Annotated in this window: 34 protein-coding genes and 1 pseudogene; 12 read left to right on the forward strand and 23 right to left on the reverse strand. The window is 33.4% G+C overall.

Annotated features, from left to right (window positions below):
* Positions 1 to 9: 9 nt before the first annotated feature.
* From MHI00_RS11770 to MHI00_RS11815, 10 genes are all read right to left on the reverse strand, one after another.
* Complete coding sequence (locus tag MHI00_RS11770) at positions 10 to 255, reverse strand: hypothetical protein (RefSeq protein WP_035064297.1); 246 nt, start codon at positions 253 to 255, stop codon at positions 10 to 12.
* On the reverse strand, positions 255 to 1,061 hold the full coding sequence (locus MHI00_RS11775; protein WP_035064300.1) for a DnaD domain protein: 807 nt from the start codon (positions 1,059 to 1,061) through the stop codon (positions 255 to 257). Before MHI00_RS11775 ends, MHI00_RS11770 begins: the two co-directional genes overlap by 1 nt.
* A 16-nt stretch (positions 1,062 to 1,077) precedes the next feature.
* Entirely contained in the window at positions 1,078 to 1,770 is a 693-nt protein-coding gene (locus MHI00_RS11780; RefSeq protein ID WP_035064302.1) for an MBL fold metallo-hydrolase, read from the reverse strand.
* 2 nt (positions 1,771 to 1,772) lie between these two features.
* Positions 1,773 to 2,657 (reverse strand): recombinase RecT, encoded by an 885-nt coding sequence (locus MHI00_RS11785; protein WP_035064305.1) that lies wholly within the window; start codon positions 2,655 to 2,657, stop codon positions 1,773 to 1,775.
* Positions 2,657 to 2,935 (reverse strand): hypothetical protein, encoded by a 279-nt coding sequence (locus tag MHI00_RS11790; protein ID WP_035064308.1) that lies wholly within the window; start codon positions 2,933 to 2,935, stop codon positions 2,657 to 2,659. Before MHI00_RS11790 ends, MHI00_RS11785 begins: the two co-directional genes overlap by 1 nt.
* Entirely contained in the window at positions 2,935 to 4,950 is a 2,016-nt protein-coding gene (locus MHI00_RS11795; protein WP_341113829.1) for an AAA family ATPase, read from the reverse strand. Before MHI00_RS11795 ends, MHI00_RS11790 begins: the two co-directional genes overlap by 1 nt.
* A gap of 204 nt (positions 4,951 to 5,154) precedes the next feature.
* Entirely contained in the window at positions 5,155 to 5,301 is a 147-nt protein-coding gene (locus MHI00_RS11800) for a hypothetical protein (RefSeq protein ID WP_015076757.1), read from the reverse strand.
* Between the two features lie 126 nt (positions 5,302 to 5,427).
* A complete protein-coding gene (locus tag MHI00_RS11805) occupies positions 5,428 to 5,631 on the reverse strand; it encodes a helix-turn-helix domain-containing protein (RefSeq protein WP_341113833.1) in 204 nt (67 codons plus the stop codon).
* Positions 5,632 to 5,643: 12 nt separating this feature from the next.
* Positions 5,644 to 6,162, reverse strand: coding sequence for a hypothetical protein (locus tag MHI00_RS11810; protein ID WP_035064317.1), 519 nt, complete (start codon positions 6,160 to 6,162; stop codon positions 5,644 to 5,646).
* Positions 6,159 to 6,395, reverse strand: a complete 237-nt coding sequence (locus tag MHI00_RS11815; protein WP_135089109.1) for a hypothetical protein — start codon at positions 6,393 to 6,395, stop codon at positions 6,159 to 6,161. The genes MHI00_RS11810 and MHI00_RS11815 overlap by 4 nt, the downstream gene beginning before the upstream one ends.
* A 75-nt stretch (positions 6,396 to 6,470) precedes the next feature.
* Here MHI00_RS11815 and MHI00_RS11820 point away from each other — a divergent pair, with 75 nt between their 5' ends.
* A complete protein-coding gene (locus MHI00_RS11820) occupies positions 6,471 to 6,647 on the forward strand; it encodes a hypothetical protein (RefSeq protein ID WP_155520293.1) in 177 nt (58 codons plus the stop codon).
* Here MHI00_RS11820 and MHI00_RS11825 read toward each other — a convergent pair whose 3' ends face one another.
* Positions 6,648 to 6,800 carry a hypothetical protein gene (locus MHI00_RS11825; protein WP_162922006.1) on the reverse strand — a complete coding sequence of 51 codons (153 nt, stop codon included), beginning with the start codon at positions 6,798 to 6,800 and terminating at the stop codon, positions 6,648 to 6,650.
* Positions 6,801 to 6,840: 40 nt separating this feature from the next.
* Entirely contained in the window at positions 6,841 to 7,098 is a 258-nt protein-coding gene (locus MHI00_RS11830; RefSeq protein ID WP_034564724.1) for a hypothetical protein, read from the reverse strand.
* Positions 7,099 to 7,173: 75 nt separating this feature from the next.
* Between MHI00_RS11830 and MHI00_RS11835 the strand changes: the two genes are divergently transcribed.
* Positions 7,174 to 7,380 carry a hypothetical protein gene (locus tag MHI00_RS11835; RefSeq protein ID WP_034564722.1) on the forward strand — a complete coding sequence of 69 codons (207 nt, stop codon included), beginning with the start codon at positions 7,174 to 7,176 and terminating at the stop codon, positions 7,378 to 7,380.
* Here MHI00_RS11835 and MHI00_RS11840 read toward each other — a convergent pair.
* Both MHI00_RS11840 and MHI00_RS11845 read right to left on the reverse strand, forming a co-directional pair.
* Complete coding sequence (locus tag MHI00_RS11840; RefSeq protein WP_157464101.1) at positions 7,358 to 7,519, reverse strand: hypothetical protein; 162 nt, start codon at positions 7,517 to 7,519, stop codon at positions 7,358 to 7,360. The genes MHI00_RS11835 and MHI00_RS11840 overlap by 23 nt on opposite strands.
* A gap of 96 nt (positions 7,520 to 7,615) precedes the next feature.
* Positions 7,616 to 7,825 carry a helix-turn-helix transcriptional regulator gene (locus MHI00_RS11845; protein ID WP_034564719.1) on the reverse strand — a complete coding sequence of 70 codons (210 nt, stop codon included), beginning with the start codon at positions 7,823 to 7,825 and terminating at the stop codon, positions 7,616 to 7,618.
* Positions 7,826 to 7,982: 157 nt separating this feature from the next.
* Between MHI00_RS11845 and MHI00_RS11850 the strand changes: the two genes are divergently transcribed.
* From MHI00_RS11850 to MHI00_RS11875, 6 genes and pseudogenes are all read left to right on the forward strand, one after another.
* A complete protein-coding gene (locus MHI00_RS11850; RefSeq protein WP_034564717.1) occupies positions 7,983 to 8,342 on the forward strand; it encodes a helix-turn-helix domain-containing protein in 360 nt (119 codons plus the stop codon).
* 10 nt (positions 8,343 to 8,352) lie between these two features.
* Positions 8,353 to 8,817, forward strand: a complete 465-nt coding sequence (locus MHI00_RS11855) for an ImmA/IrrE family metallo-endopeptidase (RefSeq protein ID WP_051934035.1) — start codon at positions 8,353 to 8,355, stop codon at positions 8,815 to 8,817.
* 117 nt (positions 8,818 to 8,934) lie between these two features.
* Entirely contained in the window at positions 8,935 to 10,005 is a 1,071-nt protein-coding gene (locus MHI00_RS11860; RefSeq protein ID WP_034564714.1) for a type I restriction endonuclease, read from the forward strand.
* An 809-nt stretch (positions 10,006 to 10,814) separates the two neighbouring features.
* A pseudogene (locus MHI00_RS17730) lies at positions 10,815 to 11,120 on the forward strand (Ltp family lipoprotein); the annotation flags it as partial.
* A 65-nt stretch (positions 11,121 to 11,185) separates the two neighbouring features.
* Positions 11,186 to 11,497: a hypothetical protein gene (locus MHI00_RS11870; protein WP_341113863.1), complete on the forward strand. Its 312-nt coding sequence runs from the start codon at positions 11,186 to 11,188 to the stop codon at positions 11,495 to 11,497.
* A 169-nt stretch (positions 11,498 to 11,666) separates the two neighbouring features.
* A complete protein-coding gene (locus MHI00_RS11875) occupies positions 11,667 to 12,851 on the forward strand; it encodes a tyrosine-type recombinase/integrase (protein ID WP_341113865.1) in 1,185 nt (394 codons plus the stop codon).
* A gap of 116 nt (positions 12,852 to 12,967) precedes the next feature.
* Here MHI00_RS11875 and MHI00_RS11880 read toward each other — a convergent pair whose 3' ends face one another.
* From MHI00_RS11880 to MHI00_RS11890, 3 genes are all read right to left on the reverse strand, one after another.
* On the reverse strand, positions 12,968 to 14,314 hold the full coding sequence (locus tag MHI00_RS11880; RefSeq protein WP_010051195.1) for a glucose-6-phosphate isomerase: 1,347 nt from the start codon (positions 14,312 to 14,314) through the stop codon (positions 12,968 to 12,970).
* A 135-nt stretch (positions 14,315 to 14,449) separates the two neighbouring features.
* Positions 14,450 to 14,842 (reverse strand): hypothetical protein, encoded by a 393-nt coding sequence (locus tag MHI00_RS11885; protein WP_010051193.1) that lies wholly within the window; start codon positions 14,840 to 14,842, stop codon positions 14,450 to 14,452.
* A 93-nt stretch (positions 14,843 to 14,935) separates the two neighbouring features.
* On the reverse strand, positions 14,936 to 15,313 hold the full coding sequence (locus MHI00_RS11890) for a CvfD/Ygs/GSP13 family RNA-binding post-transcriptional regulator (protein WP_010051191.1): 378 nt from the start codon (positions 15,311 to 15,313) through the stop codon (positions 14,936 to 14,938).
* 193 nt (positions 15,314 to 15,506) lie between these two features.
* Between MHI00_RS11890 and MHI00_RS11895 the strand changes: the two genes are divergently transcribed.
* The gene (locus tag MHI00_RS11895; protein ID WP_056999741.1) at positions 15,507 to 16,679 is read left to right on the forward strand and encodes a MalY/PatB family protein; all 1,173 of its coding nucleotides are present in this window, start codon (positions 15,507 to 15,509) and stop codon (positions 16,677 to 16,679) included.
* 48 nt (positions 16,680 to 16,727) lie between these two features.
* Here the strand turns inward: MHI00_RS11895 and MHI00_RS11900 are convergent, their stop codons facing one another.
* Both MHI00_RS11900 and MHI00_RS11905 read right to left on the reverse strand, forming a co-directional pair.
* Positions 16,728 to 17,591 carry an ROK family protein gene (locus tag MHI00_RS11900; protein WP_010051189.1) on the reverse strand — a complete coding sequence of 288 codons (864 nt, stop codon included), beginning with the start codon at positions 17,589 to 17,591 and terminating at the stop codon, positions 16,728 to 16,730.
* A gap of 179 nt (positions 17,592 to 17,770) precedes the next feature.
* On the reverse strand, positions 17,771 to 18,364 hold the full coding sequence (locus MHI00_RS11905) for a peptidylprolyl isomerase (protein ID WP_010051188.1): 594 nt from the start codon (positions 18,362 to 18,364) through the stop codon (positions 17,771 to 17,773).
* 174 nt (positions 18,365 to 18,538) lie between these two features.
* Between MHI00_RS11905 and MHI00_RS11910 the strand changes: the two genes are divergently transcribed.
* A complete protein-coding gene (locus MHI00_RS11910; protein WP_010051187.1) occupies positions 18,539 to 19,030 on the forward strand; it encodes a divergent PAP2 family protein in 492 nt (163 codons plus the stop codon).
* Between the two features lie 177 nt (positions 19,031 to 19,207).
* A complete protein-coding gene (locus MHI00_RS11915) occupies positions 19,208 to 20,200 on the forward strand; it encodes an NAD(P)/FAD-dependent oxidoreductase (RefSeq protein WP_010051185.1) in 993 nt (330 codons plus the stop codon).
* A 164-nt stretch (positions 20,201 to 20,364) separates the two neighbouring features.
* On the opposite strand, the gene MHI00_RS11920 is transcribed toward MHI00_RS11915, so the two are convergent.
* A complete protein-coding gene (locus MHI00_RS11920; protein ID WP_231620906.1) occupies positions 20,365 to 20,628 on the reverse strand; it encodes a YuzB family protein in 264 nt (87 codons plus the stop codon).
* Between the two features lie 153 nt (positions 20,629 to 20,781).
* On the opposite strand from MHI00_RS11920, the gene MHI00_RS11925 reads away from it, so the two are divergent.
* A complete protein-coding gene (locus MHI00_RS11925) occupies positions 20,782 to 21,288 on the forward strand; it encodes a phosphatidylglycerophosphatase A family protein (RefSeq protein ID WP_010051182.1) in 507 nt (168 codons plus the stop codon).
* Positions 21,289 to 21,331: 43 nt separating this feature from the next.
* On the opposite strand, the gene MHI00_RS11930 is transcribed toward MHI00_RS11925, so the two are convergent.
* The 3 genes from MHI00_RS11930 to MHI00_RS11940 are packed head-to-tail and all read right to left on the reverse strand — an operon-like array spanning position 21,332 to position 23,475.
* Positions 21,332 to 21,961, reverse strand: a complete 630-nt coding sequence (locus MHI00_RS11930; RefSeq protein WP_029451159.1) for a TIGR01906 family membrane protein — start codon at positions 21,959 to 21,961, stop codon at positions 21,332 to 21,334.
* Complete coding sequence (locus tag MHI00_RS11935) at positions 21,961 to 22,725, reverse strand: TIGR01457 family HAD-type hydrolase (protein ID WP_010051177.1); 765 nt, start codon at positions 22,723 to 22,725, stop codon at positions 21,961 to 21,963. Before MHI00_RS11935 ends, MHI00_RS11930 begins: the two co-directional genes overlap by 1 nt.
* 12 nt (positions 22,726 to 22,737) lie before the next feature.
* Positions 22,738 to 23,475 (reverse strand): YutD family protein, encoded by a 738-nt coding sequence (locus MHI00_RS11940; protein WP_015075872.1) that lies wholly within the window; start codon positions 23,473 to 23,475, stop codon positions 22,738 to 22,740.
* Positions 23,476 to 23,511 lie beyond the last annotated feature (36 nt).

Consider the following 23,511-nt stretch of genomic DNA (forward strand, 5'->3'; position numbering starts at 1 on the left):
TTATATCTATTATAAAAATTCATCAGCATCCATTCGAACTGCTTCGCTCATATTAAAATAGTCAATAAATTTATTTTGATAGAGCCAAACGTTCGCAATGATAAAAAAGTTTTTAAATAGCTTTTTGCCTTCTTCGCTAGATGGACTTTTTCCCTCAGCCTTTAAGGCTTTAAATTTATCTTTAGATGGTTCAACAACCCAATCTGGCAGATCGTTATACTTGTTCACGTTTAACATTGCTACAGACCAATTCATTATTCATCCTCACTCATTTCTTTTAAAAATTCTTCGTCAGAAGTACGCTCTATCATTTGTTTAGGCGGTTTGTAGTCATCTTTAGCCCAATCTGGCAATGTTTCTTTACGATTAACGCCTTGGTTTGGCTGTTTCTTCTGCTTACGCTGTTCCTCAAAAGTAAGAACATCCTCTCTAGTGCTAAAGCCTTTTGATTCCCAGTTTTTCAATATTGTTTCAAGATACTTATAGCTACGAACGTTGTTAGCAAGCATCGTTTCAATGCCATGAATAACAATATCGTCGTTGCCATTAAAATCCTCTGCCCACATTTTTAAATTTTCAAGAATATAAGGGCTTGCTGTGACTTCAACAAATTTAAGCCAATACGCATCCGCTGTCGTCGTCTGGTCTTGTTTCTGTTTAGTTTCTGTTTTGTTTAGTTTCTGTTTAGTTAATGTACTACTCTGTTGTATACCGTCTTGTATACTCCCTTGTACACTGCGTTGTATACTCTGTTGTGTACTGTCTTGTATACTATTTGACGTATAGAGTACACATACCTTATAAGAAGTAGCTTTTTTACCGTTACTTTTGAAATCAATCAAGCCTAGCTGCTTTAAAACATTTCTGTTTTTATTTATGCCAGCTCTAGATAATCCCGAAAGTGTTTCAAGCGTTTGATTAGCAGCTGTAAACCATTCAATCCATGCACATTTATTGTTTATTTCCATCAATGCGTACCATAAAGCAATTTGTCCACTGGATAATTTAGTTTCATACATCTTGTAATCTCTAAACGCTTGTAACTGTGATAAATAATTCAATTGGCTACCTCCTTCCTTATGCTATATAAACTGGTGTACCTGTAATTGCTTGTATTTCTTTTTTAAAACGTTCAGCATTTGAATTGCTATCAGATAGATGAAGCAACCAAACTTCTTTTAACTCGCTTAAATCAGTCGCTTTTATGAACTCTTTGACGTTCTCTAATGAGAAGTGACTCTTTAATACCCGATTCTTTAAATAGGCTCCTATACGCCCATTTTTAACATTTTCGTTTAAAATATCTAAGGCATAATTACATTCAATCATTAGATGCGTGATCCCTTTAAATTTGTAACGGATATAATAAGTGTCCGTTGCAAAAAGTAGTTTTTCGTTTGTTTTACTGGAATGAATTAGATAGCCAAAAGGCTCGCTCGCATCGTGTTCCGTTGGAAATGGAATAATACTCCAGTTCCCTATTTGTTTCTGTTTTAACGGTTCTAAACAATGGACCCGATAACTTGGAAGTTTCAAGGCCTCTTGAGTTCCTTTACTGGTGAAAGTATCAATACTAGTTGTTTTTAATAGCTCGTTAGCGTATTTAGAGTGATCACCATGTTCATGTGTGATTAAGCAGCCATCAATCGACTGCCAATCACATTTTATTTTGTTTAACTTTATTCCTGCTTCAAGTAGCAAAGAACGCTCACCATCACTGATTTTATAAGCATTCCCTTTACTGCTTGAGCCAAATACTTCGATATTCATAATTAAAATGCTGGCTCAATCGGTGGATTAACTTCATCAAAGAGCTGACTTTGTTCAATTTCAGGACCTTCGTTTTCTTGATAAATCGGAGGCTCTTCTTCCGTTATAAAGTCAATTATTTCTTTATTAGCATTCTCTTTGATTTCAGCTTTAACTTCATCTTCTACCGCTTCAACCTCTTTAGGACCATTATCATACTCATTTTCAGTTGTATTATTAATAGCTTCAATTAGTAAATCACTGTCATCGCTAGTATTTATAAAGGCTTTTGCTGCTCTGTTAATGACAGTACGCTTAGCCATTTCTTGCGGGAATTTCTTCTGAACATTCGTTGTTTTCGCTTGGCTCCAAGATGCATCAATTTCTTTTTTAGTCATTGTAGTTAGAACTTGATCACCATCTTCTTTTTCAATAATTGCATAAACTCCAATGATTTCATTGTCTCTGTTTTCGAACTTCGTATCATGTTTGAGTAGTATTTCTTTTCCTTTTTCAATTGCAATAACAAAGTCATCACCTTTAAAAATGATATTGGCCCATATATCTTTAACTCCACTAAGGCGTTTAAGAACTGCCTGAGTGCCAAAATATGATCGTGTCATTTTAAGATTATTTCCATATGGTACAAAGTAACATTGAGTCTTAGCTGGGCTTAACCCTTGAATAACCATGTCTAAAAGTGAATTTGCAATTGACTCTTTCGAGCATTTTTCTAGTAAATTACCATTAGATGAATTTGTCATTGCGAAAAATGCTGATTTTAAAGCATTGGCTGAGCTATAAGAAGTTGGTAGTGCTAAACCATCGCTCTCCATTTCATTAATTCTTTTTGCTACTGTATCTGTAATATCTTTTTGAATGACCATAGGCGCTTGGTTAGTTGTCATTATTTGATTACCTCCTGAAATATTTTTCTGATTGTTTCCTCATGCCCTTTAATTGCATCCTCTTCATTTGAGTATCGTTTGCAATAAATATCTCCAAAATCAATTATTTCTTCTGCTTGATTCGAAGGGAAAACCATCGTTTCATATCCTGCATCAACGGTGCATGTAGTTGATACGTGAAAATAACATTTCTTGCGATTGATCCAGGTTCTTATATGGAAATTTTCGTGTAGCGTTCGTTTTAACTTCCACTCAGCCTCGTATTTTTCCATATCCATTACGCTACCTCCATTTTCAAGTCTTTGTCTTTACTTACGCTTAACGTGATTGTTTGGGCTTGTACTGCTAATAAATCATTAATTGATTCTGCATTGTCAATAAAAATTGGTGCGTTTATTTGGTTGATTTCGGTTACTGTGTTGATAATATCTAACCCTGCATTAATTCTTGCAGCGTTGTTTAGTCCTGATGAATAAGGAACGCCCTTAACAGTTACCTCGCATACTTCTTTAAGACCGCCGTTTATTTGTTCTTCAAACAGTTTGAAATCAACATAATTAAATTTGGCGTTAATTTTACTAGTTAGTAGGTCAACTTTTGTTCTAATAAATTCATCTAGTAAATAGAGTTGTTGATCTAACTCACCGAATTTAACTGATAAAAGTTTTTCTTCCTCAATCAATTCTTGCTTACGAGCTTCTTGTTTTTCAGATAAAACATACTCATAAAGCTGTTCGTTCAGCTGATTAATAGATAATTTAATGTTACTGATAACCTCTTTTTGCGATTGAAGCTCTTTATCATCGCCAGTTTGAATTGTGATGATTTCTTGCTTAATTGCTTCAATTTCAACAATTTTCTTTTTATACTGTTCTGTTTCAATGAAAGGAGTAGCATTATTTTGAATTGCTTCAATTTGCTTAATAATTGCTGTGTGTTGGCTTTTTAGGTCATCACGTACTTTTATTCGTTTATCAAGTTCTGTTGTATCAGCCACCTGATTTTGTAGGTCTTGAAGTAATTCTTCGTGTACTTCCTCTTCTTTTGAAAGGCTCGTTCCTTGCTCGTTTATTTGTTCTAATTCGCTAGCTCGGTTTAAATTGAAAGCTTCACGTTCTTTTTGATAGGTTTCTTTAATTGTCGCCTGCTGTTCAACTGGAAGATCTTGGTTACAGAACTGACAAGTTGTTTTATGTTCGTCAAAGTCTGGAAAATTGTTATCTCGGATAGAAATATATTTATTTCTCAAACCTTCTTTTTCCTGTTGAAGTCTGCTGATATAACTTTTTTCGGATTCAATATCAGTTTTCAAACTAGAAATATGCTTCTCTTCCTCTAAGACTTCATTTTGAGCCGACATAGCTTGTTCATATACAATTTGCTTACCTGATTGTAAACCTGCTATTTTTTCGTTCTGTTTAATCGTGTAATTACTTTTATCTGCTTCAAGTTCAGCTACTTTGGTAGTTAACTCTGAACGTTTGTTTGTAAGATACGTTCCATTTGTTTTACTGGCTAGTTCCTGTTCATTTTTGGCTAGTTCGGTTTCACGACTGGTTTTTTTAGCTTCTAAACTTATTCTATTTTGAATAGTTAAGTCTGGATTAATTGACCGGTCCACTTCATCAATTCTTTGAGGAATATTATCTAAGTCCTTGTTAATGTTTCTTCGTTCTTCAGCAATCATTTGGCGCTTATCTTCTACTGAATGCTTTCCAAGGATATCTAGCAACGGTTTAAGTTCTTTGTTACTCTCAATTACTTGAATATCTGTTAAATCTTCTACTAGGCTGAATAACATTTTACGTCTATCTTTGGCTGGCATCTTCTCAGCTATATAGTAGATATTTGTAATTTGTTTAAATGTTTCTTCGTTAACAATTTCTTCAATTCGCTTTTTAAACTTAATTTGAGTTTGTTTTAATCCGTCAATCCTATATGTGGCATCGTGGCCTTCAAATGTTTCAGCGTTCGAACCTCGTTTCTTAGTCCACTTCTCTTTATTCATACGAGAAAACTCGATTTCTTCACCATCAATTAGTAATTCAAGCACAACTTCGGTCTCTAAATGATGAATTTCTTGATTATTCTGATCCAGCGGCTTCCATGAAAACTTGGTTGAATCCTTGCTATCTTTACCGAATAAGCACCATAGAAAGGCATCGTATAAGGTTGTTTTACCTGTAGCATTATCACCGAAAACTTGAACATTCTTAACGTTCGCTGCTAACTCAAACTCCTTAAATCCTTTAAAGTTCCGTACTTTCATATTGATTAATTCAATTTTTTTCATTGTTGTGTTCCTCCTAATATGGTAGAATTACTTTAATATATTTTTCTAAGCCGACTAACTGGGAGTGCAATCCTGGTTGGTCTTTTTTTGTGGTAATCCGCAAATTCCGCAAAATTTATGATCATGTTTAATTCGGTCAAATCCGCATCTTTCACAAGTGCGACAAATTTCAGGAGACATTTTTTCATCCTTGATAATTTCCATTTATATCACCACCGATACAAGTAAAACGATTGCGCCACATGCGATTGGAAAACCTAAACCGCCGTAAAACCACAAAGCCATGTTTTTATTTTCAATTCCAAAATAATCATTTAGGCTACTTACTGCTGTTTTTACTTTTTCTTCCATGGATCATACCCCCTGAGATAATTTTTTTACTTTCATCTTTCGAATGTGCTTTGTTTTCAGATAAGTGCAAGTTAGTAATAACCGAAACGCTGATTAATACTCCTATCACAACACCAATAAATTCATTCATTTGCTTACCTTTCCGCCTGCCTGCGATTTATTTTTAAACCAATTATCTGCCTCAATTAAATCAATCCGGATAATAGAATCTTTACGATCATTCGGCAAAGGATTATTTCGATCGTTTGTCCATCTATATATCGTTTTAGTTGAAACTTTAAAATGTGCGGCAACCTCTTTGACTGTTTTCCATTCAGCAACTTGTTGCATAACCACTCCTCCTTATGTTAGGTAACCTTCTGAAAGCCAATAAGGAATTCTTATCTTTATTAACTGATTGGTTGATACATCAATCTTTCTATTAATTAAACTTACTATTTTCAGCTCAATTAAAATTTCATCTAAAAACTCATTTGCATATGCTGCTAATACTGACTTATCCGAATCTGTTAACTTATGATTGAGTATCGTTAATGCCAACTCAGCTTGCTCTTTCATTGCTTTTCGTTCGTTTGATTCTTTTCTTTGGAAAACATCCATTGCAAATGCTGATTCTTCGTACTTATCAGAGTTAAAATTCGGTAAAGTACCAAAACTCTCGTGCGCCAGTTGTTGGCTTAATTCTGAATCATTTATCACTGATGCAATTTCTACCATTGCATCAACAGGAGTTGGACCTCCGTTGTAATATCCGTTCACAGTTGATTTAGCACGATGTATTTCTCTAGCTAAATGAGTTTGTTGGATATGTTTTCTTCCAGATGCTTCTATTAAAAATGGACTAATTACTTTTGAACTCAACTTGCTAGCCCCCAATCAAGTGTTACTCGGTTTGTTTCTGGTTCTACTAAAACTAAAATATTTGATGATTCCAGTTGATCCGCATAATCTTCAATTTCATTAAATGTAAATGGCAATCTAGCGGTTTTATTTCCTTCCAAAACATTATTGCCAATGATTTCAGCAATTCGTTTTAATTTGTAATACTCCTTTTTTTCAATTACATCTTTTGTTAACTCTTCGATAATATTCATGTGTGTGTTTCCTCCTGTTCGCTATTTGTTCCCTCTTCTCATTGATATAATTAATTTGAAAGCGAGGTGAATTTTATGGATAAATTGATGCGTGATTTAGAAAAACAAGGTAAACAATTTGCAAAAGATGATGCTTTAAAAAGTACCTATGAAATCAACTGTGAACACTGTAAAAAAATGATTAAGGTTAAAGTTGGTACTAGCAAATGTCCTTACTGCAATAAAGATGTTAAGCTAGAACTTAAATTCTAATTATTTTTTTACCGAAAATTCAAACTCGATTGAAGCCAATTCTTCTGATAGGGATTTGGCTTCTTTTAGTAGGTTTACTAATTTTTTAGCTTTTTCTAAATTTTCATCCATATCAGTAATTTCTACATCTAAAACTACTTTTCCTTCGTTCATTTTTTCACTCCTCTCTTTTCAGTACTTACTCACCCTTTAGTTAGTTGGCTAAAACATTAAGAATTTCTGATCCATATTCTAGCGGTGCCGGAACTATTTTTATCCAATACTTAGATGAATAGTTTTCGGTACTGTTACTATATATATCAATTCTATTTTCTAATATTGGTGGATTTTTATACCACATGATACTTCTTACTTGAACTTCATCTTCATTAGCTGCAACTACGATATAAGTTTTTTTACCACTAATCTCAATGCAATCACCCTTTTTAAAATATCCTTCATTGTTTTTCATAGATGCGTTTCCTCCTGTTCGCTGTTTGTTCTCTAATTCAATTGATATAATTAAATTGAAAGTGAGGTGATAAAAATGGAATTAACTATATATTTAAAAAGTGGTAAAATAATTTCTGTACCAGGCTTAAAAGAAATCAAATACCTTCACAGAGGAACTTGGACGGCTATTAATTCTGATTTTTCTGAAATACCATTAAATGAATCTTTAACCTACAACTTTATAGGTACTAATAAAGTTGCGATGAATGCAGTAGAAATTAGTTATATTGACATTCAGTAATTACCTTTATAAGCTCAGCGATGGATGCAACCATTGCTGGGTTTGTTTCTGTTTCTTGTAATTCGCAAATTTGTTTAACAAGAACCAAACTAGAATTAATCGCTTCTTTATAAAGTTCATTGAATTCTTTATTTTCCATTTTCTTTCCCTCCTTTTCGTACTTGACTAGCTTTTAGTTCGGGGATTTTGGTGATAGAATTTACTTAACGACTAAAACATAAACATTTTGTTTAACTTATTTAGATAAAAAATCATAAACTGATACACCTAAAATAGTTGCAACTTGTAGAGCTATACTCAATTTCAATTCAGTATTGCCATACTCTATATTGGCGTATGTTTGAGATGATTGGAAACCTAATTGCTCTGAAACGAATTTTTGAGTGATTCCTTTTTCAATGCGGATGTCTCTCATTTTTTTGTATGCTTCTTTACCAAGATCCATGACTTACCTCCTTATTCATAGTTAAACATTTTGTTTAACTTTATATCGTCAGTATAACTAAACATTTTGTTTAAGTCAATATTTATTTACACTTTTTGTTTAACTTTCTAAATAATATGTTTAACTATAGTATAATTACTTAAACGAGGTGAATACATTGGAAAAATCTGAACTAGCTAAAAGACTTGAAGAATTAAGAGAGCTGAATGGTTGGACAAAGACTTTAGTAGCTAATAAATTAGGCCTGAAAAATATGGCTACTTACGCCAATTGGGAGTATGGAACTAGAGAACCTGATACTAAAGCATTAGTAGATTTAGCTTCTATGTACGGAGTAACAGTAGACTACCTTTTAAATGGTGACAACTCTTCAAAAAAATACTCTGGACTAAGTGAAAATGACGTGAAAGATGACAATGTAAAATTAATAGCTTCGCATATTGATGATGATGTAACAGAAAAAGATATGGAAGATATTTTAAAGTATATTGAATTAATTAAGAAATCTAAAAAATAGAAGGTGTCTAATGAATAGATTAGAAGAAATGATGAATGACTATTCTGAATTAAAGTTCAATTTTAAAAAAGATATGCATAATAAACATGGTGCTTTTATAATTGACACAGACATTTACATTAATAAAAATAATTCATATGAAAACATAATAGGCCATATTGCTGAAGAATTAGGGCATTACGAAACTTCTGTAGGCGACTTATCAATATTAGATACAATTGAAAAAAAACAACAAGAGAAACGAGCTAGACAGTACGGATATCGTTACTTGGTTTCTCTTGATGAACTAATTACTTGTTATAAACTAGGATTAACGGAATATTGGGAAATAGCTGAATTCCTTGAAATAACGCCCAAATATTTGTGGAGTTCAATTAATTATTATAAAGATGCACATGGTTTAATTTTTGACCACAAAGGGTGTAGATTTGTTTTTGGAATTGCAGACAGTCTTAAAATAATTTTTCCAAACTAATTTTGAATATAAAAAAAGCCCTAACCTGTCGTGGGGACTAGTTAGAGCAAATAGTACTATTACAAATATATTATATCACAAACATGTTAATAAAATACAGTTTAAAAAGGAGACATAATGGATATTTCAAAATTCAAAGAAGATTTGAAAATTTTAAGCACTAGGGTCACTAATTTAAAAGGGAATATTGCAACTGAAGAAGCAACTAAAACTTCTTTAATAATGCCATTTTTTCAATTGCTAGGATATGATGTATTTAATCCAACAGAATTTGTACCAGAATTCACTGCTGATGTAGGTATCAAAAAAGGGGAAAAAGTTGATTATGCAGTTGTTCTCGACGCTATTCCAGTAATTTTAGTAGAAGCTAAATCTATTACTGAGAAATTAACGAAACATGATTCACAACTATTTAGATACTTTGGTACTACTACTTCTAGATTCGGGATTTTAACAAATGGAGAAGAATATAAATTTTTCACTGATCTTGATGAACCAAATAAAATGGATTCTACTCCTTTTTTAACAATTAATTTAACAGACTTAAAAGAAAATCAAATACCTGAAATTGCGAAGTTCCATAAAGATAACTTTAATATTGAAACAATTACCAGTAGTGCTTCTGAGCTGAAGTATTTGAACAATTTAAAATCTTTTTTAAATGAACAACTTGATTCTCCTTCAGATGAATTTATCAAATATTTTGTTAGTGAAATATTTGATGGACTCAAAACTAAAGCAACTATTGATAAGTTTACTCCTATTATAAAAAAAGGATTCAATCAGTTTATTACTGAAAAAGTTAATGCTAAACTAAGTGCTGCGTTAAATACTTCTACTTCTATTCAGGAGGATATTTCTGAAGTGAAAGAAGAAATTAAAATTGAAGATGATGGAATTGTTACTACTGCTGAAGAACTTGAAGCTTATACTATTGTTAAGCTAATGTTAAAAGATACTGTTACTCTAGAAAGAATTACTTATCGAGATAACCGGAGTTACTTTAACATTTTATTAGACGATAATATAAGAAAGTGGATTGTTCGGGTATATGTATACTCCACTACCACTAGAATTAAAATCGTCCTAAATGATACAAATAAATCCACTTACGATTTGGAAGGTCCATTTGAGATTTCTTCACACGAAAAGGAATTAATTGCTATTGTAAATAATTTTATTAACTAAAATTGAAGCAAAATGATTTTTTTAAGTAAAACTAATTTTTACAGTTTATAAACTTATAATAAAAGGAGATTATTTGTACGATGGTTATTTTAGGAGTGTTAATGATTCTAGTAGGTTTTATTAGTTTTTTAGCTAGTATTGTTTTATTTATTATTGGAGCGTTTAAAAAGAATTCAAAAACAAAACGGAACTCTATAATACTTGGTATATCGTTTGCATTTATCATAGTAGGTTTCATTGCATTGCCAAAAACTTCTGATGACAAAAAAAGTGCTAGTTACCACGAGAAACAAAAAGCGGTTACAGAAACATTAACAGTTAATGAAAAAGAAATGGATCCTAACGAAGATTTCCAAGGTTATGTCTATATTACTGGAAAGTTTACTGGTAAAGGTTCAGTGGCTGTTGAAGATGAAGATGGTAATGATATAGAACTATCGGAAGTTGATTCTGATGGTAATTTTAATTTAAAAGTAAATGGTACTTTGAAGGAACAATCATTAATAATTAAAGCTGGGACAAAAAAAGCTAAAATTACAATTCTTCCTTTAGACAAAGATTTTGAAGAAAAGAAAACGGCTGAGGCTGAAAAAAATAGACTAATTGGCGAACAAGTTAGGCAAACCCAAGAAGAAAACCGAATAAAAAAAGAAGCTGAAGAAAAACTTGCAGCCGAAGCTAAAGCTGAACAAGATAGGATAAAAAAAGAAGCTGACGATAAACTTGCTGCAGAATCTCAAGCTAAAGCACAAGCTGAATCCGAACAAAAAGAAGCGGAAAAAAGAGCTAAAGAAGCAGTCGCAAATGCTCCAGCTGAATACAAGTCTGCTTTAAAATCAGCTGAATATTACGCTAATTCAATGAACATGTCCCGTATGGGGATATATGACCAGTTAACTTCTGAATATGGCGGACAATTTTCTCCTGAAGCTGGACAATATGCTATTGATAATATTCAAGCAGATTGGAATGCAAATGCTCTTAAAACTGCTAAATATTATCAGGATACAATGGCTATGTCTCCTGAGGCAATTAGGGATCAATTAACTTCTGAGTATGGTTCAAGATTTACTCCAGAAGAAGCTGACTATGCAATTACAAATCTAAATAAATAAAGACTAGCCTTCGGGCTTTTCTTTAAAAATAAAAAAGAACATACATTCGAAAGGAAGTAAATATAATGAATTATCAAGACTTTGTGGAATACATGCAAGAAAATTTAACAAGTTACACCTTTTTCATGGAAAAAGCTAAAAATTTCCAGTTAGAAAAAAACAAAGCCCGAGCTAGTAAAGCTAAATGGAATGAAGCTAAAGTAGAACGTGCTACATCACAAATGTGGACACAAGCAATGGATACGCTATATGGACAATTAAAGACCCAAATAGGCATTCCAGCACTAAATGGTACTCAGAAATGGATTGCTTTCATTGAAGAAAATGAAGTTATCGAAAATGTAAACGAAGGATTATCTGAAGTCGAATTTGAATAAACTAAATATATCCTAATCTACATCTACAGAAAATTTTCTATAATCTGCAGATTATTAAACATTTTAAAATAAATTTCTTTCTTGAAAGGAGGTGATTCGGAACTATGACAGCATAGTTCATTCTTTGAATTCCTTTTTAATGAGCCTGCCAGCTGTAGGAGGAATTTTCATGGCATCAATAGTGCCTTATAAGTTAAAAAGCGGTAAAAAGCTATGGCGTTACCAAATCAGAGCTGGTATTAACCCAGCAACTGGTAAAGAAAAAAAAGTAGGAAAACGCGGGTTTAGAACTCGTGCAGCTGCTAAAGAAGCTGCAAAGGAAGCTGAATATCTTTATACCATTGGGGAATTAGATGTTGAAACCTCAGATATGTTAATAAAAGATTATTTAGACGAATGGATCACTCATTACAAGATTGATGTTAAACCTGGAACGATAAAAGTTCATACGTATAACATTAATCACTATATTATTCCGCATATAGGATTCACTAAATTAACGGAATACACTCTTTCAAAGCATCAAAAATTCATTAATAAGCTTTATGATGATTGTAAACTAGCAACTTCTACTATTCGGTTAATTAACGGTACTCTTCATAATGCAATGAAAAAAGCAAAACGTATGGAGTTAATTAAAAACAATCCATGCGAAGGTGCTGAGTTCCGAAAAAAAGTAGTAAGTAAGCAAGAAGAACTCGTTTATTTTAACCAAAAACAAGCATCCATTTTTTTAGAACAAGCAAAAAAAGAAAGAGCTTATATTTTTTATTACATCTTTCTTGCTTGTTTAAACACAGGGTTGCGTATTTCAGAAGCTATGGCTTTGCAGTGGTCTGATATCGATTTGGAAAAGAAAGAAATTGATATCAATAAATGTCGGCTATACAGACAAGAAAACAAGGATCAAATTGTTTTCGGACCTCCAAAGACAAACTCCGGCTTTCGAACGCTGATCATGTCAGATGAATTATATGACTCTTTAATTGAATTGAAAAAAATTCAACGATCAAATAATTTGAAAAATGGATTTAAAAGAAAGTATCCAGAATATGATTTCGTTTATTGCTTTTCAGATGCTCGTCCAATCGCACACAGAACGCTCTCAGGAGCTTTTGATAGGATTACGACTAAATGTAACGGAGACGTTCCAAAAATCACGATACACGATATGAGGCATACTTTTGCTATCATGTTACGTGAAGCAGGTGTGACCTTAGAGGATATAAAAGATATTCTTGGCCATAAAAATATTGAGGCTACATTTATCTATGCGTCCTTCTCTCCTGTTGCAAATCAAAACGCAATGAAAAAATATAATGAGTACAAGAAAAAGTTAATTGTAAATATGTAAAAATACCCTATAAATTGAAAAGTGGTATCGAAACGGAACCACTACGGAACCACGAACCACTTTTCAATATTTTCAGGGTATTTATTTTAGTTCAACATTTCGCCCAAAATGTTGTTTTATAAACGTTCGTTCAATTCTTTAGCTAATTCTTCAAAGCCAGGTTTGCCTAATAAAGCAAACATGTTCTTTTTGTAAGCTTCAACTCCTGGTTGATCAAATGGATTCACTCCATTTAAATAACCAGAGATTCCAACTGCAATTTCAAAGAAATACATCAGATAGCCTAATGTATAAGCATCTGTTTCAGGAATTGTTACTAATAGATTTGGGACATCCCCATCTGTATGGGCTAATAATGTTCCTTGGAACGCTTTTGTGTTAACAAAATCAATTTCTTTCCCTTGTAAATAACCTAAACCATCTAAATCTGCTTCAGTTACTGGGATTTTAATATCATGACGTGCTTTATCTACTTTGATCACTGTCTCAAAAATATTGCGACGTCCTTCTTGGATATACTGCCCTAAAGAATGTAAATCTGTTGAGAAGTTTGCACTTGAAGGGTAGATGCCTTTTTGATCTTTTCCTTCAGACTCGCCGAATAATTGTTTCCACCACTCAGAGAAGTATTGCAAACTTGGCTCATAATTAATTAAAAGTTCTGTTACTTTGCCTTTACGGTATAAAGCATTACGGACAGCCGCATATTGATAAGCTTCATTTTCTTCTAATTTAGGATTAGAGTAAGCTTCACTTGCATCTGCTGCACCTTTCATTAAGCTATCAATATCAGCTCCACTAGCAGCAATTGGTAATAAACCAACTGGAGTTAACACTGAAAAACGCCCACCAACATCATCTGGAATAATGAACGATTCATAGCCTTCAGCATTAGCTTCATTTTTTAAAGCGCCTTGTGCTTTATCTGTTGTTGCATAAATACGTTTTTTAGCTTCTTCAGCACCGTATTTTTTAACTAACAATTCTTTAAAGACACGGAACGCAATTGCTGGTTCAGTTGTTGTACCTGATTTTGAAATAATATTTACTGAAAAATCACGATCTCCAATAATATCAATTAAGTCATGTAAATAGCTTGAACTAATACTATTTCCTGCAAAAAAGATTTGTGGGGCTTTGCGATCTTTAGAATCTTGTAGATTATAGAAAGAATGATTCAAGAAATCTAGTGCTGCTTTAGCTCCTAAATAAGAACCACCAATTCCGATAACAATTAATACTTCTGAGTCAGATTGAATTTTTTTAGCTGCTGCTTTAATACGAGCAAATTCATCTTTATCGTAATTTTTTGGCAAATCAATCCATCCTAGGAAATCATTTCCTTGGCCTGTTCCTTTACGTAGCATTTCATCAGCTGTTGTAACTTGTTGTTGTAAATACGCTACTTCATGTGGTTGTAAGAACTTATCAATCTTTGAATAATCAAATTGAATATGTGGCATGTTAAACCCTCCGACATCAAATTTTTGTGAAACTTTTCTCACTATACTGCTCTTATACTTTAGTAGTTTTTCATAAAAATTGCAAGAAAAAACAGCAAATCTTTTTAGGAATTTGCTGCTCTTGAAATATATGTTCTAAAATTGTGGTACACCAGAAATTTCCCATGTTGATAAAGCACCACGAATAGCATCTGTGTGTTGCCATGATAAAGTATCATCCTTTGACACTTTTAACAAACTTTCTAAGTCATCTAGGTTTTCTGTTAGTTCAAATACAAATAACGGTATCCGCACGTCTGCAACAATTGCATTCGTTAATTCAAACAAATGTAATGATGAGACATCAATGGTTAACTTATGTTTTAAGTCCTCTAAAATACTAGCAAGTCCTGTTCTGTTTTCTGCTATTTTTGCTGATGGAAAACTAAAATTAGCTGTTTCCCCAGTTTTATTTGACACTAAAAATACTGATCTACCTTCTTGATCCATAGTCATCACTGTTCCAGCAACCCATTGCTTCTCTATCATTTTTGTATGCACCCCACACTATAATTTTGAAAGATTTACATTCTGTATCATAACACATTTTTCTAAAATTAAAAGATGTTCAATGAAAAAGATTTATTTCTGCCTTTTTTTTTCGTCATTTTTTGCTTCTTCAATCCATTTCGGCATCATTTGTCGTAATGATTCAAACCCGACTTTATCTGCTTTATCTGGTCGATATTTCCGTTTTTTATAATGATAGTGCATCGTCGACTTTTGTTCTAACGAGCGCATAGATAAACTTATTTTTTTGGTATATTCATCTATATCAATAACCATTACTTCTATTTCTTCTCCAACCTGCAAAACTTCATTTAAATTTTTTACAAACCCATGTTTACATTCGGAGATGTGCACTAAGCCTTGGGTGTCTTTATCTAAAGAAACAAAAGCTCCGTAAGGTTGAATGCCTGTAACCTTGCCTTTTACAATCATGCCAATTTTATATGTCATTCCTTCACCTCATTTTTTCCATCATCCTGTAGTATTCTCTCTTATATTATACCACCACTTTTAAAAAAAGGGAGTTTTATTTGCCTTTCGAAAAAACTCAATCCCGTAATTTTAAGTCTGACTTTTGAGAAAACCTTTCCTTTGCAGTATAATGAGTAAAGAGAACTTATTTAATGGAGAAGGATGTGTATTTATGCAAGCAAATTTTGATGAAATTATAAACCGTAAAGGCACTAATTCTGTTAAGTGGGATATGCTGACAGAAAAATTCGGCTCTGAGGACGTTTTACCTATGTGGGTCGCGGATATGGATTTTGCTACACCTAAGACAATTCTATCTGCCTTGAAAAAAAGTCTAGATGTTCAAATTCTTGGCTACTCAATTCCTAGTGATGGATTATATGACGCCATAATTGATTGGCAAAGTAACCACCATCAGCTAAATTTGAATAAATCCGACATTTTATTTTCACCTGGCGTTGTACCTAGTTTAGCATTAATGGTTACAGCTCTAACTGAACCAGGGGATAGCGTTATGATACATGATCCTGTCTATCCACCATTTACAGAAGTTGTAAGAAGTAATCAACGGCAATTAGTTCGTTCTAGCTTAATCATTGAAAATAAACAATTTAAAATGGATTTTGTTGATATCGAAGAAAAATTGAAGAATCATTCAGTCAAATTATTTATTCTATGCAATCCTCATAATCCTGGTGGACGGGTTTGGTCGACAACCGAGTTGAAACAACTTGCTGAGTTATGTAAAAAATATAAGGTCATTTTAGTTAGCGATGAAATTCATGGTGACTTGGTTTTCGCACCACACTCATTTACTTCTGTCGTTACGCTTGATCCAAGTTATCAAGAGTTTGTCGTTACACTAACTGCTGCTACCAAAACATTTAATATGGCTGGTGTGAAGCACTCCATGATTTTTGTTAAAAATAAAGAATTAAAAGCAAAAATTGCGATGGAGCAACACAAAAGCGAACAAGACGGCATTAATACTTTTGGCTATGTTGCCACAGAAGCTGCCTACAACACAGGCGAAGTTTGGCTAGAAGAGCTATTAGACTATCTTAGTGAAAATTTAGATTATGCCTGTAAATTTTTGGAAAAGGAATTGCCACAAGTTAAATTTTTAAAACCAGAAGCAACTTATCTAATTTGGTTTGATTGTTCTTACTTAGGATTAAGCGATTCCGCCTTAAGGAAGCAATTAGTTAACGTGGGACGCTTAGGCTTAAATCCTGGAATTAGCTTTGGACCAAACGGCAGTCAATTTATGCGAATGAATATCGCTACTTCTCGGGCTACTTTGAAAGAAGGCTTAGAACGCTTAAAAGTAGCTTTAACTAAATAAATTTAAACTAAATAAAAAATGCGACTAGAATTACTAGTCGCATTTTTTTTATTTAGTTAATTCATCTGCTGCTAATAATAAACAGCCTGTAACTCCAGCATTATCACCTAAGCCTGGAGCAACTATATATTCTTCTAATGGAGGAACAGCTACATAACCAGCCATTAATTTTTTAAACTCTTCTCTAACTAATGTATAGAGTTGGTTTTGCTTCATTACTCCGCCACCTAAAACAATTCTTTCTGGACTTAAAATTAGAGTATAATTCATTAATGCTTGCGCTAAATAATAGGCTTCCATTTGCCAGACTTCTATTTTATCTGCCAATTCATGACCTTTCACACCGTAACGTCCTTCAATAGCCGGACCTGCAGCAATTCCTTCTAAGCAATTTCCATGGTATGGACAAAATCCACCATAGCTCTCATCTGGATGCAATCTAACTAACATATGTCCCATTTCTGGATGACCATATCCCGCTAGCAGCTTCCCATTTACAACAGCTCCGCCACCAATACCAGTTCCCACAGTTAAATACACACAACTGTCTAACCCAATTGCCGCACCCTTTTTCAATTCGCCAAGTGCTGCTGCATTCACATCTGTTGTCCAACCAACAGGAATTTCATAACGTTTTTTTACTGCTCCTAAAAAATCAAAATTAGTCCAAGCAACTTTTGGAGTCGTTGTAACATATCCATAGGTCGCTGATTTTTTATTAACGTCAATTGGTCCAAACGAGCCAATTCCAATTGAATCCAACTTAAATTGATCAAAAAACTCAAAAACGTGGCTTAAGGTCTCTTCAGGTGTTGTGGTTGGTATACTTACTCGTTCTTTAATTTCAAAGTTTTCATCGCTGATTGCACAAACAAATTTAGTCCCGCCAGCTTCAATTGCCCCATACATCATTCATGTAACTTCCTTTCTTAACTACAGGTTTATTTTGCATCTTTATTGTAGCATAAATTTTTTTTAAAATGATGCCGTTTTCACAATTTAATTAAAATCTGTGCACTTTGCCTAAATTTCTAGTTTTAATCTACACGACAAAAAAAGACTGAAGATTTTCATCTCCAGTCTTTTGCTAATTAATCAGCAATTTCAATTGATTCAATACGTACGCCATTAACCGGTTTATCTTGCGCACCACGTTTTACATTTTGGATATCGTAAACAACATCCATGCCTTCAATTACATGACCAAAAACAGTATGACGGAAATCCAACCAAGGAGTTCCTCCGTTTTTAGCATAAGCATCAATTACTTCTTTCTCATAACCAGCGCCTTCTAATTGAGTTAACATATTTTGCGGTACTTCTGTATTTGAAACAATAAAGAATTGGCTTCCATTAGTATTAGGACCCGCATTAGCCATTGAAAGTGCACCATTTAGGTTAAAGGCTTGTTTTGAGAATTCATCATTAAACTCTTCACCCCATAGACTTTCGCCACCCATACCTGTTCCAGTTGGGTCGCCACCTTGAATCATGAAGTCAGGAATAACACGGTGAAAAATAATTCCATCATAATAACCTTTTGCTGCTAAACCTAAAAAGTTTTCAACTGTTTTAGGAGCTAAATCTGGGAATAATTTAAGTTTAATATCTCCCATTGTCGTTTTCATTGTTACTAATTTTTCGTTTGCTGCCACTTCTGTCGATAATTGTGGAAATTGAGTCATATTCAGCAGTCCTCCTACAAAATTATTTTACTCTCCTATCATAACCAACTCTTTCGATTTTTACCAATCTTTTTTATTAAATTTTGTAAGAATTAATTTTTTTTCGTTTTTCAGCCTTATTTCGTGATATGATAAAGACATCAACTATTAAGTTTTTCTAAAGGCGGGTTTCCTATGCAAATTCTAACGAATTATCCACTAATTGCTGCATTAAGTGCAATTTGTTTTTCACAGTTTATTAAAGTCCCCATTGCATTTTTATTAAAGAAGAATACAACGTGGGCGTTAGCAGTTTCAACAGGCGGTATGCCTAGTTCTCATTCTGCTGGTGTAACAGCTTTGATTACAGCATTAATTTTAAACTATGGCTGGGAATCACCATACGTTGCAATTGCTGTTACTTTTGGGGTCATCGTTATGTTCGATGCAATGGGTGTTCGCAGACAAAGTGGCGAACAAGGACTCGTCCTAAATCAATTGATTATTGATTTACAAAATTTAAAAATTAAATCAAATGAATCCGGCGAAAGCCCAAAAAGAAAACAACGTGATAAACATATTAAGGAGTATCTAGGTCATAAACCATTAGAAGTTTTGTTTGGAATATTTACTGGAATCGCGATGGCCTATCTGGTTCGAGCTATCCTTAACTATTTCAATTACTAAGAGAAACTAGATTAAAGAATATACTCGTAGAACAGGATTAACTAGAGCTTATCCTTGTTTTCATAGTAAAATTCGATTAATCTAGTTTTTTATTACGTTTAGTAAGTAATTTTTCTATTTTTATGCTATACTGATAATCATTCTCAGCAAAAAATTACCATTATGGAGGAATGAACAATGGATTCAATAGATGATGTATTTGATATTACCATTATCGGTGGTGGTCCTGTCGGTATGTTTGCTGCCTTTTATGGTGGTATGCGCAACGCTAAAGTTAAAATAATTGAAAGTTTACCCAAATTAGGTGGTCAACTTGCAACACTATATCCCGAAAAAAAAATCTATGATATCGCTGGTTTTCCTGAAGTCAAAGCTCAAGAATTAGTTGATAATCTGGAAAAGCAAATGTCTCGTTTTGAAACAACGATTTGTTTAGAAGAAGAGGTTTTATCTGTCGAGAAAGATGCAGAGGGACTATTCGTTTTGGAAACAACAAAGCACACACATTACTCTAAAGCGATTATCATCACAGCTGGTAATGGAGCCTTTCAGCCTAGACGCCTAGAGTTAGATAATGCGATACGTTACGAAGGAACTTCACTTCATTATTTTGTTGATAACTTGGAACGTTTTAAAAACCGAAAAGTTGCGATTTGTGGAGGCGGAGATTCTGCAGTAGATTGGGCTTTAATGTTAGAGCCTGTGGCTAAGGAAGTCTTTTTGATTCATCGTCGCAATCAATTTAGAGCTCATGAACATAGTGTTTCTTTATTAGATAAATCAACTGTTCAACTTAAAACGCCATTTATCCCAGCCAAAATAAATGGTTCAAAAGAAGCTTTAGATAGTATTACCTTAAAAGAAGTCCGAGGTGATCAAGTTGAAGAGTTAGTTGTCGATGACTTTCTGATTAACTATGGTTTTGTTTCTTCAATCGGTGCCATTAAAAATTGGGGCTTAGATATCGAAAAAAATGCTATTGTTGTTAACAGCAAAATGGAAACAACAATCCCAGGAATTTATGCTGCTGGTGATATTTGCACCTATAACGGCAAGGTAAAATTAATTGCAGCAGGTTTTGGCGAAGCGCCAACAGCAATAAACAATGCCATGAGTTATATTTATCCTGATAAAAAAGTTCAACCGATGCACAGCACAAGTTTATTTTAATAAAAAGCTCGTTGAGTCGGTTAGGCCTGGCAGAAAATAGGAAATTCCAAGAAAAGTGTCTCTTTGCTTTTTTGGGAATTTATCTTTTTTCCGAAGGACTGACTCAAAAGAGCTCGCCTAACAAAAAAACATCAAACTTTAACAAGTTTGATGTTTTTTCTATTCTATAGCCAGCCCTCTTCTTCTAAAGAGCTATATATTTTAGTTAACAGCTCTTCTGGAGTATCTGCCCGAACAAGCTTTCCTTCAGCTAAGGCAAAGAAGTCTTTTGCACAAACCACACATTCATTTAAACAATCATATGAAACGACTTCTACTTTTCCGTCTTTTTCAAGTTGTTCAATAATAGGTTGGGTTCCGTTAGCAGCGTTATTTACACAAAATTCGACAATGGGATCCATTTGAACGATTCTTCCTTTCTTTATCATTTTCAAACATCTATAGTCAATTTCTATGACAAATCACTACTAAGTTCAGAATTAATTGTACCATGTTTTTCCTTTTTTTTGAAAAATAATTAACTTAAATCCTGTCAATTTTACTAATCTAGGTTATACTATTACTATGAATGGGGTGAAGTTATGGTAAAAGATTCAAATCTACTCTACCAAAAAGCACTTGACTTAATTAAGGAAAGACAAGTGGAATTAACTGATATTGCTGAATTAGTCATGTTTCTACAACAATCATATGTTCAAGATTTAACCATTGAGATTTGTTTAGAGCATGTGAATGCTGTATTAAAAAAACGTGAAGTTCAAAATGCCATCATCACTGGAATCCAGTTGGATATTCTAGCTGAACAAAACTTGTTAATGCAACCTTTACAAGATATTATTGCAGAAGATGAAGGTTTGTACGGAATTGATGAAATTATGGCTCTTTCAATTGTCAATGTATACGGATCAATCGGCTTTACTAATTTTGGTTATATTGACAAAGTTAAACCTGGCATTTTAAAAAAATTAAATGATCATAACTCTGGGGAAATTCATACTTTCTTAGATGATATTATCGGCGCAATTGCAGCTTCTGCTGCCAGCAGACTTGCTCATGCCGATCCTTCTAAAAGTGACATTACCCACTAATAAAAAAACACTCAAATTCCATTCGCTGAAATTTGAGTGTTTTTTATTTTTTTAATTCTCTTCTTGTTAAAAGATAGCCCAATAAAAATTGAACCTCAATTAATACAAAAGCTAGTATGAAGCAATGCATAAAAAATTCTTGCGGCAAAGCTTCGATAATAGGGTCAGTTGCTGGATTAAATATCCATGCATCGTTATTGAAAAAGACCTCATGAAACAAAACAAATAATCGATCAAAGCTAACTGCTACAAAAAACAGCACAACTACTGGAGCTACTAAAGCAATTTGGAAAGGACGAATCAAAATCCAAATCAATTTTTTTATTTTCAAATAACGTATAAAGAAAAAGCTACCAATTCCGCTACCGATTAATACAGCGTAATCCAATAAGAACAAACGCTTCACTTCATAAAAGTGTAACAGACCGTTAGCTGAACTTGGAAAATCAGGCATATTTAAGGTTGTCACCCAAGGTAAATTTAAATAGCGCATCAAAGCTGTGTAATTCTCCACAAGAATTTCCTTTGGCACACCTACATATTCTGCAATGCCTAAATAGTCAATATCAAACCAGTAGAGTGGAAACATATTGATTGTCAAAGCTATCCCAACCGAAATAATGAATAAAAAGATGCTTAGAATTCCAAAAAAATGAATTGTTTTTAATTTCATTAAAATTCCCATTCAGCTAATGACTTAACAACATAAGTCGGCTGTTTAGCTACCTTTTCTAAATCTTTTTCACTTGTGAAACCGGATAAGACGAGTAAGCTATCAATCTCGTTTTGAATACCTGCCATAATATCCGTTTCATAATTATCTCCTACCATTAAAACATCCGATTTATCCAAACCAATTACTTTTAACGCCTCTTCCATGATAATGGCTTCTGGCTTTCCAATATAGGTTGGTTGTTTTTTAGTTGAAGCGATAATTAAGGCAGTTAAAGCACCTGCTCCAGGAATTAAGCCTTTTTCACTGGGAAGATTCGTATCTTTATTTGTTGATATAAAACGAGCTCCACGATGAATGGCTAGTGTTGCCAGTTCGAAATTATGGTAATGAACATTTCGATCCAAAGCAACAACAACATAGTCTGGATTCGTTTCTTCTTCAACAAAACCAGCTTCTGATAAGGCTAATTTTAAACCTGCTTCGCCAATTGCATAGACTTTATTGCCTTTATCTAAAGATTTTAAATAGGCCGCTGTCGCAATAGAACCTGTATAAACTTCAGCTTCCGTGACATGAATATCAAAATTTGTGCTTAGATTTTTGACAACTTCTTCTTGTGATTTCGTCGTATTATTTGTCACAAATAAAAATGGGATTTTCTCTGCCTGTAGACGTTTAATGAAAGCAGTAGCCGCTGGAATTGGCTCACTTCCTCGATACATCGTTCCATCTAAATCAATCAAATAGCCTTTATACTTCATCATATCCCGCCTTTATTCTTTATTCTTCACCTTTTCTACATCATTACGTCGAATATTAAAATGGCGTTGACCATTTTTTTCCTTTACCGTTTCTACTGCCGGTTTTGAAACAACTGGTGCTTCAGACTTTTCTTTGACTTGTTTTGCAACAAAACTTTTATTCTTATTTTTTTGATTGTCTGAACGTGATTTATCAGAACGTTGCTTAGTTGGCCTAGCTGTTTTTTGACTTTTTGTTGCTACTTCTCTTGTCGGTTTAGTTGATTCCGCTTTAGTAGCAGAAATTTGCGTATTTTTTGTTCTCGTTCTTTTTGGTCGAACTGTTTTTTCTTTTCTTCCACCTGTACGTTTCAAAACAAAATAAGCACAGCCAAAGTTACAAAACTCATATAAATAATCTTCTAACGAGCCAATTCGCTGCTCTTGTGGCACTTTTCGATTTTTATCTTCATAAAAACCTTTTAATCTCAGTTGATCAAAGCCCCAATCTGCTACAATAAAATCATATTTACTTAAAATATCGCTATATCTTTCAGCTAATTTTTCACTATTGAAACCGTCTCGGTAATTAAGCACTAATTCATACTTACGTCCCTCAACAATCAAATTCGTTTCATCTATCATCCGCACAACTAAATTTTCTTCTTCAACTGTTAATTCAGTTGCTTCCGCAGTTGTTAACTCCGTTGTATCTTGTTCTTTTGCAGTTGAACTCTCTTGAATAACTTCTACTTCTTTTTCATCTGACAAATGAAGTCACCGCCTTTCACGCGCTTTATATTTTCA

Origin of the sequence: Carnobacterium sp. FSL E2-0243, from assembly GCF_038003605.1 — a bacterium.
Lineage (GTDB): Bacteria > Bacillota > Bacilli > Lactobacillales > Carnobacteriaceae > Carnobacterium > Carnobacterium maltaromaticum.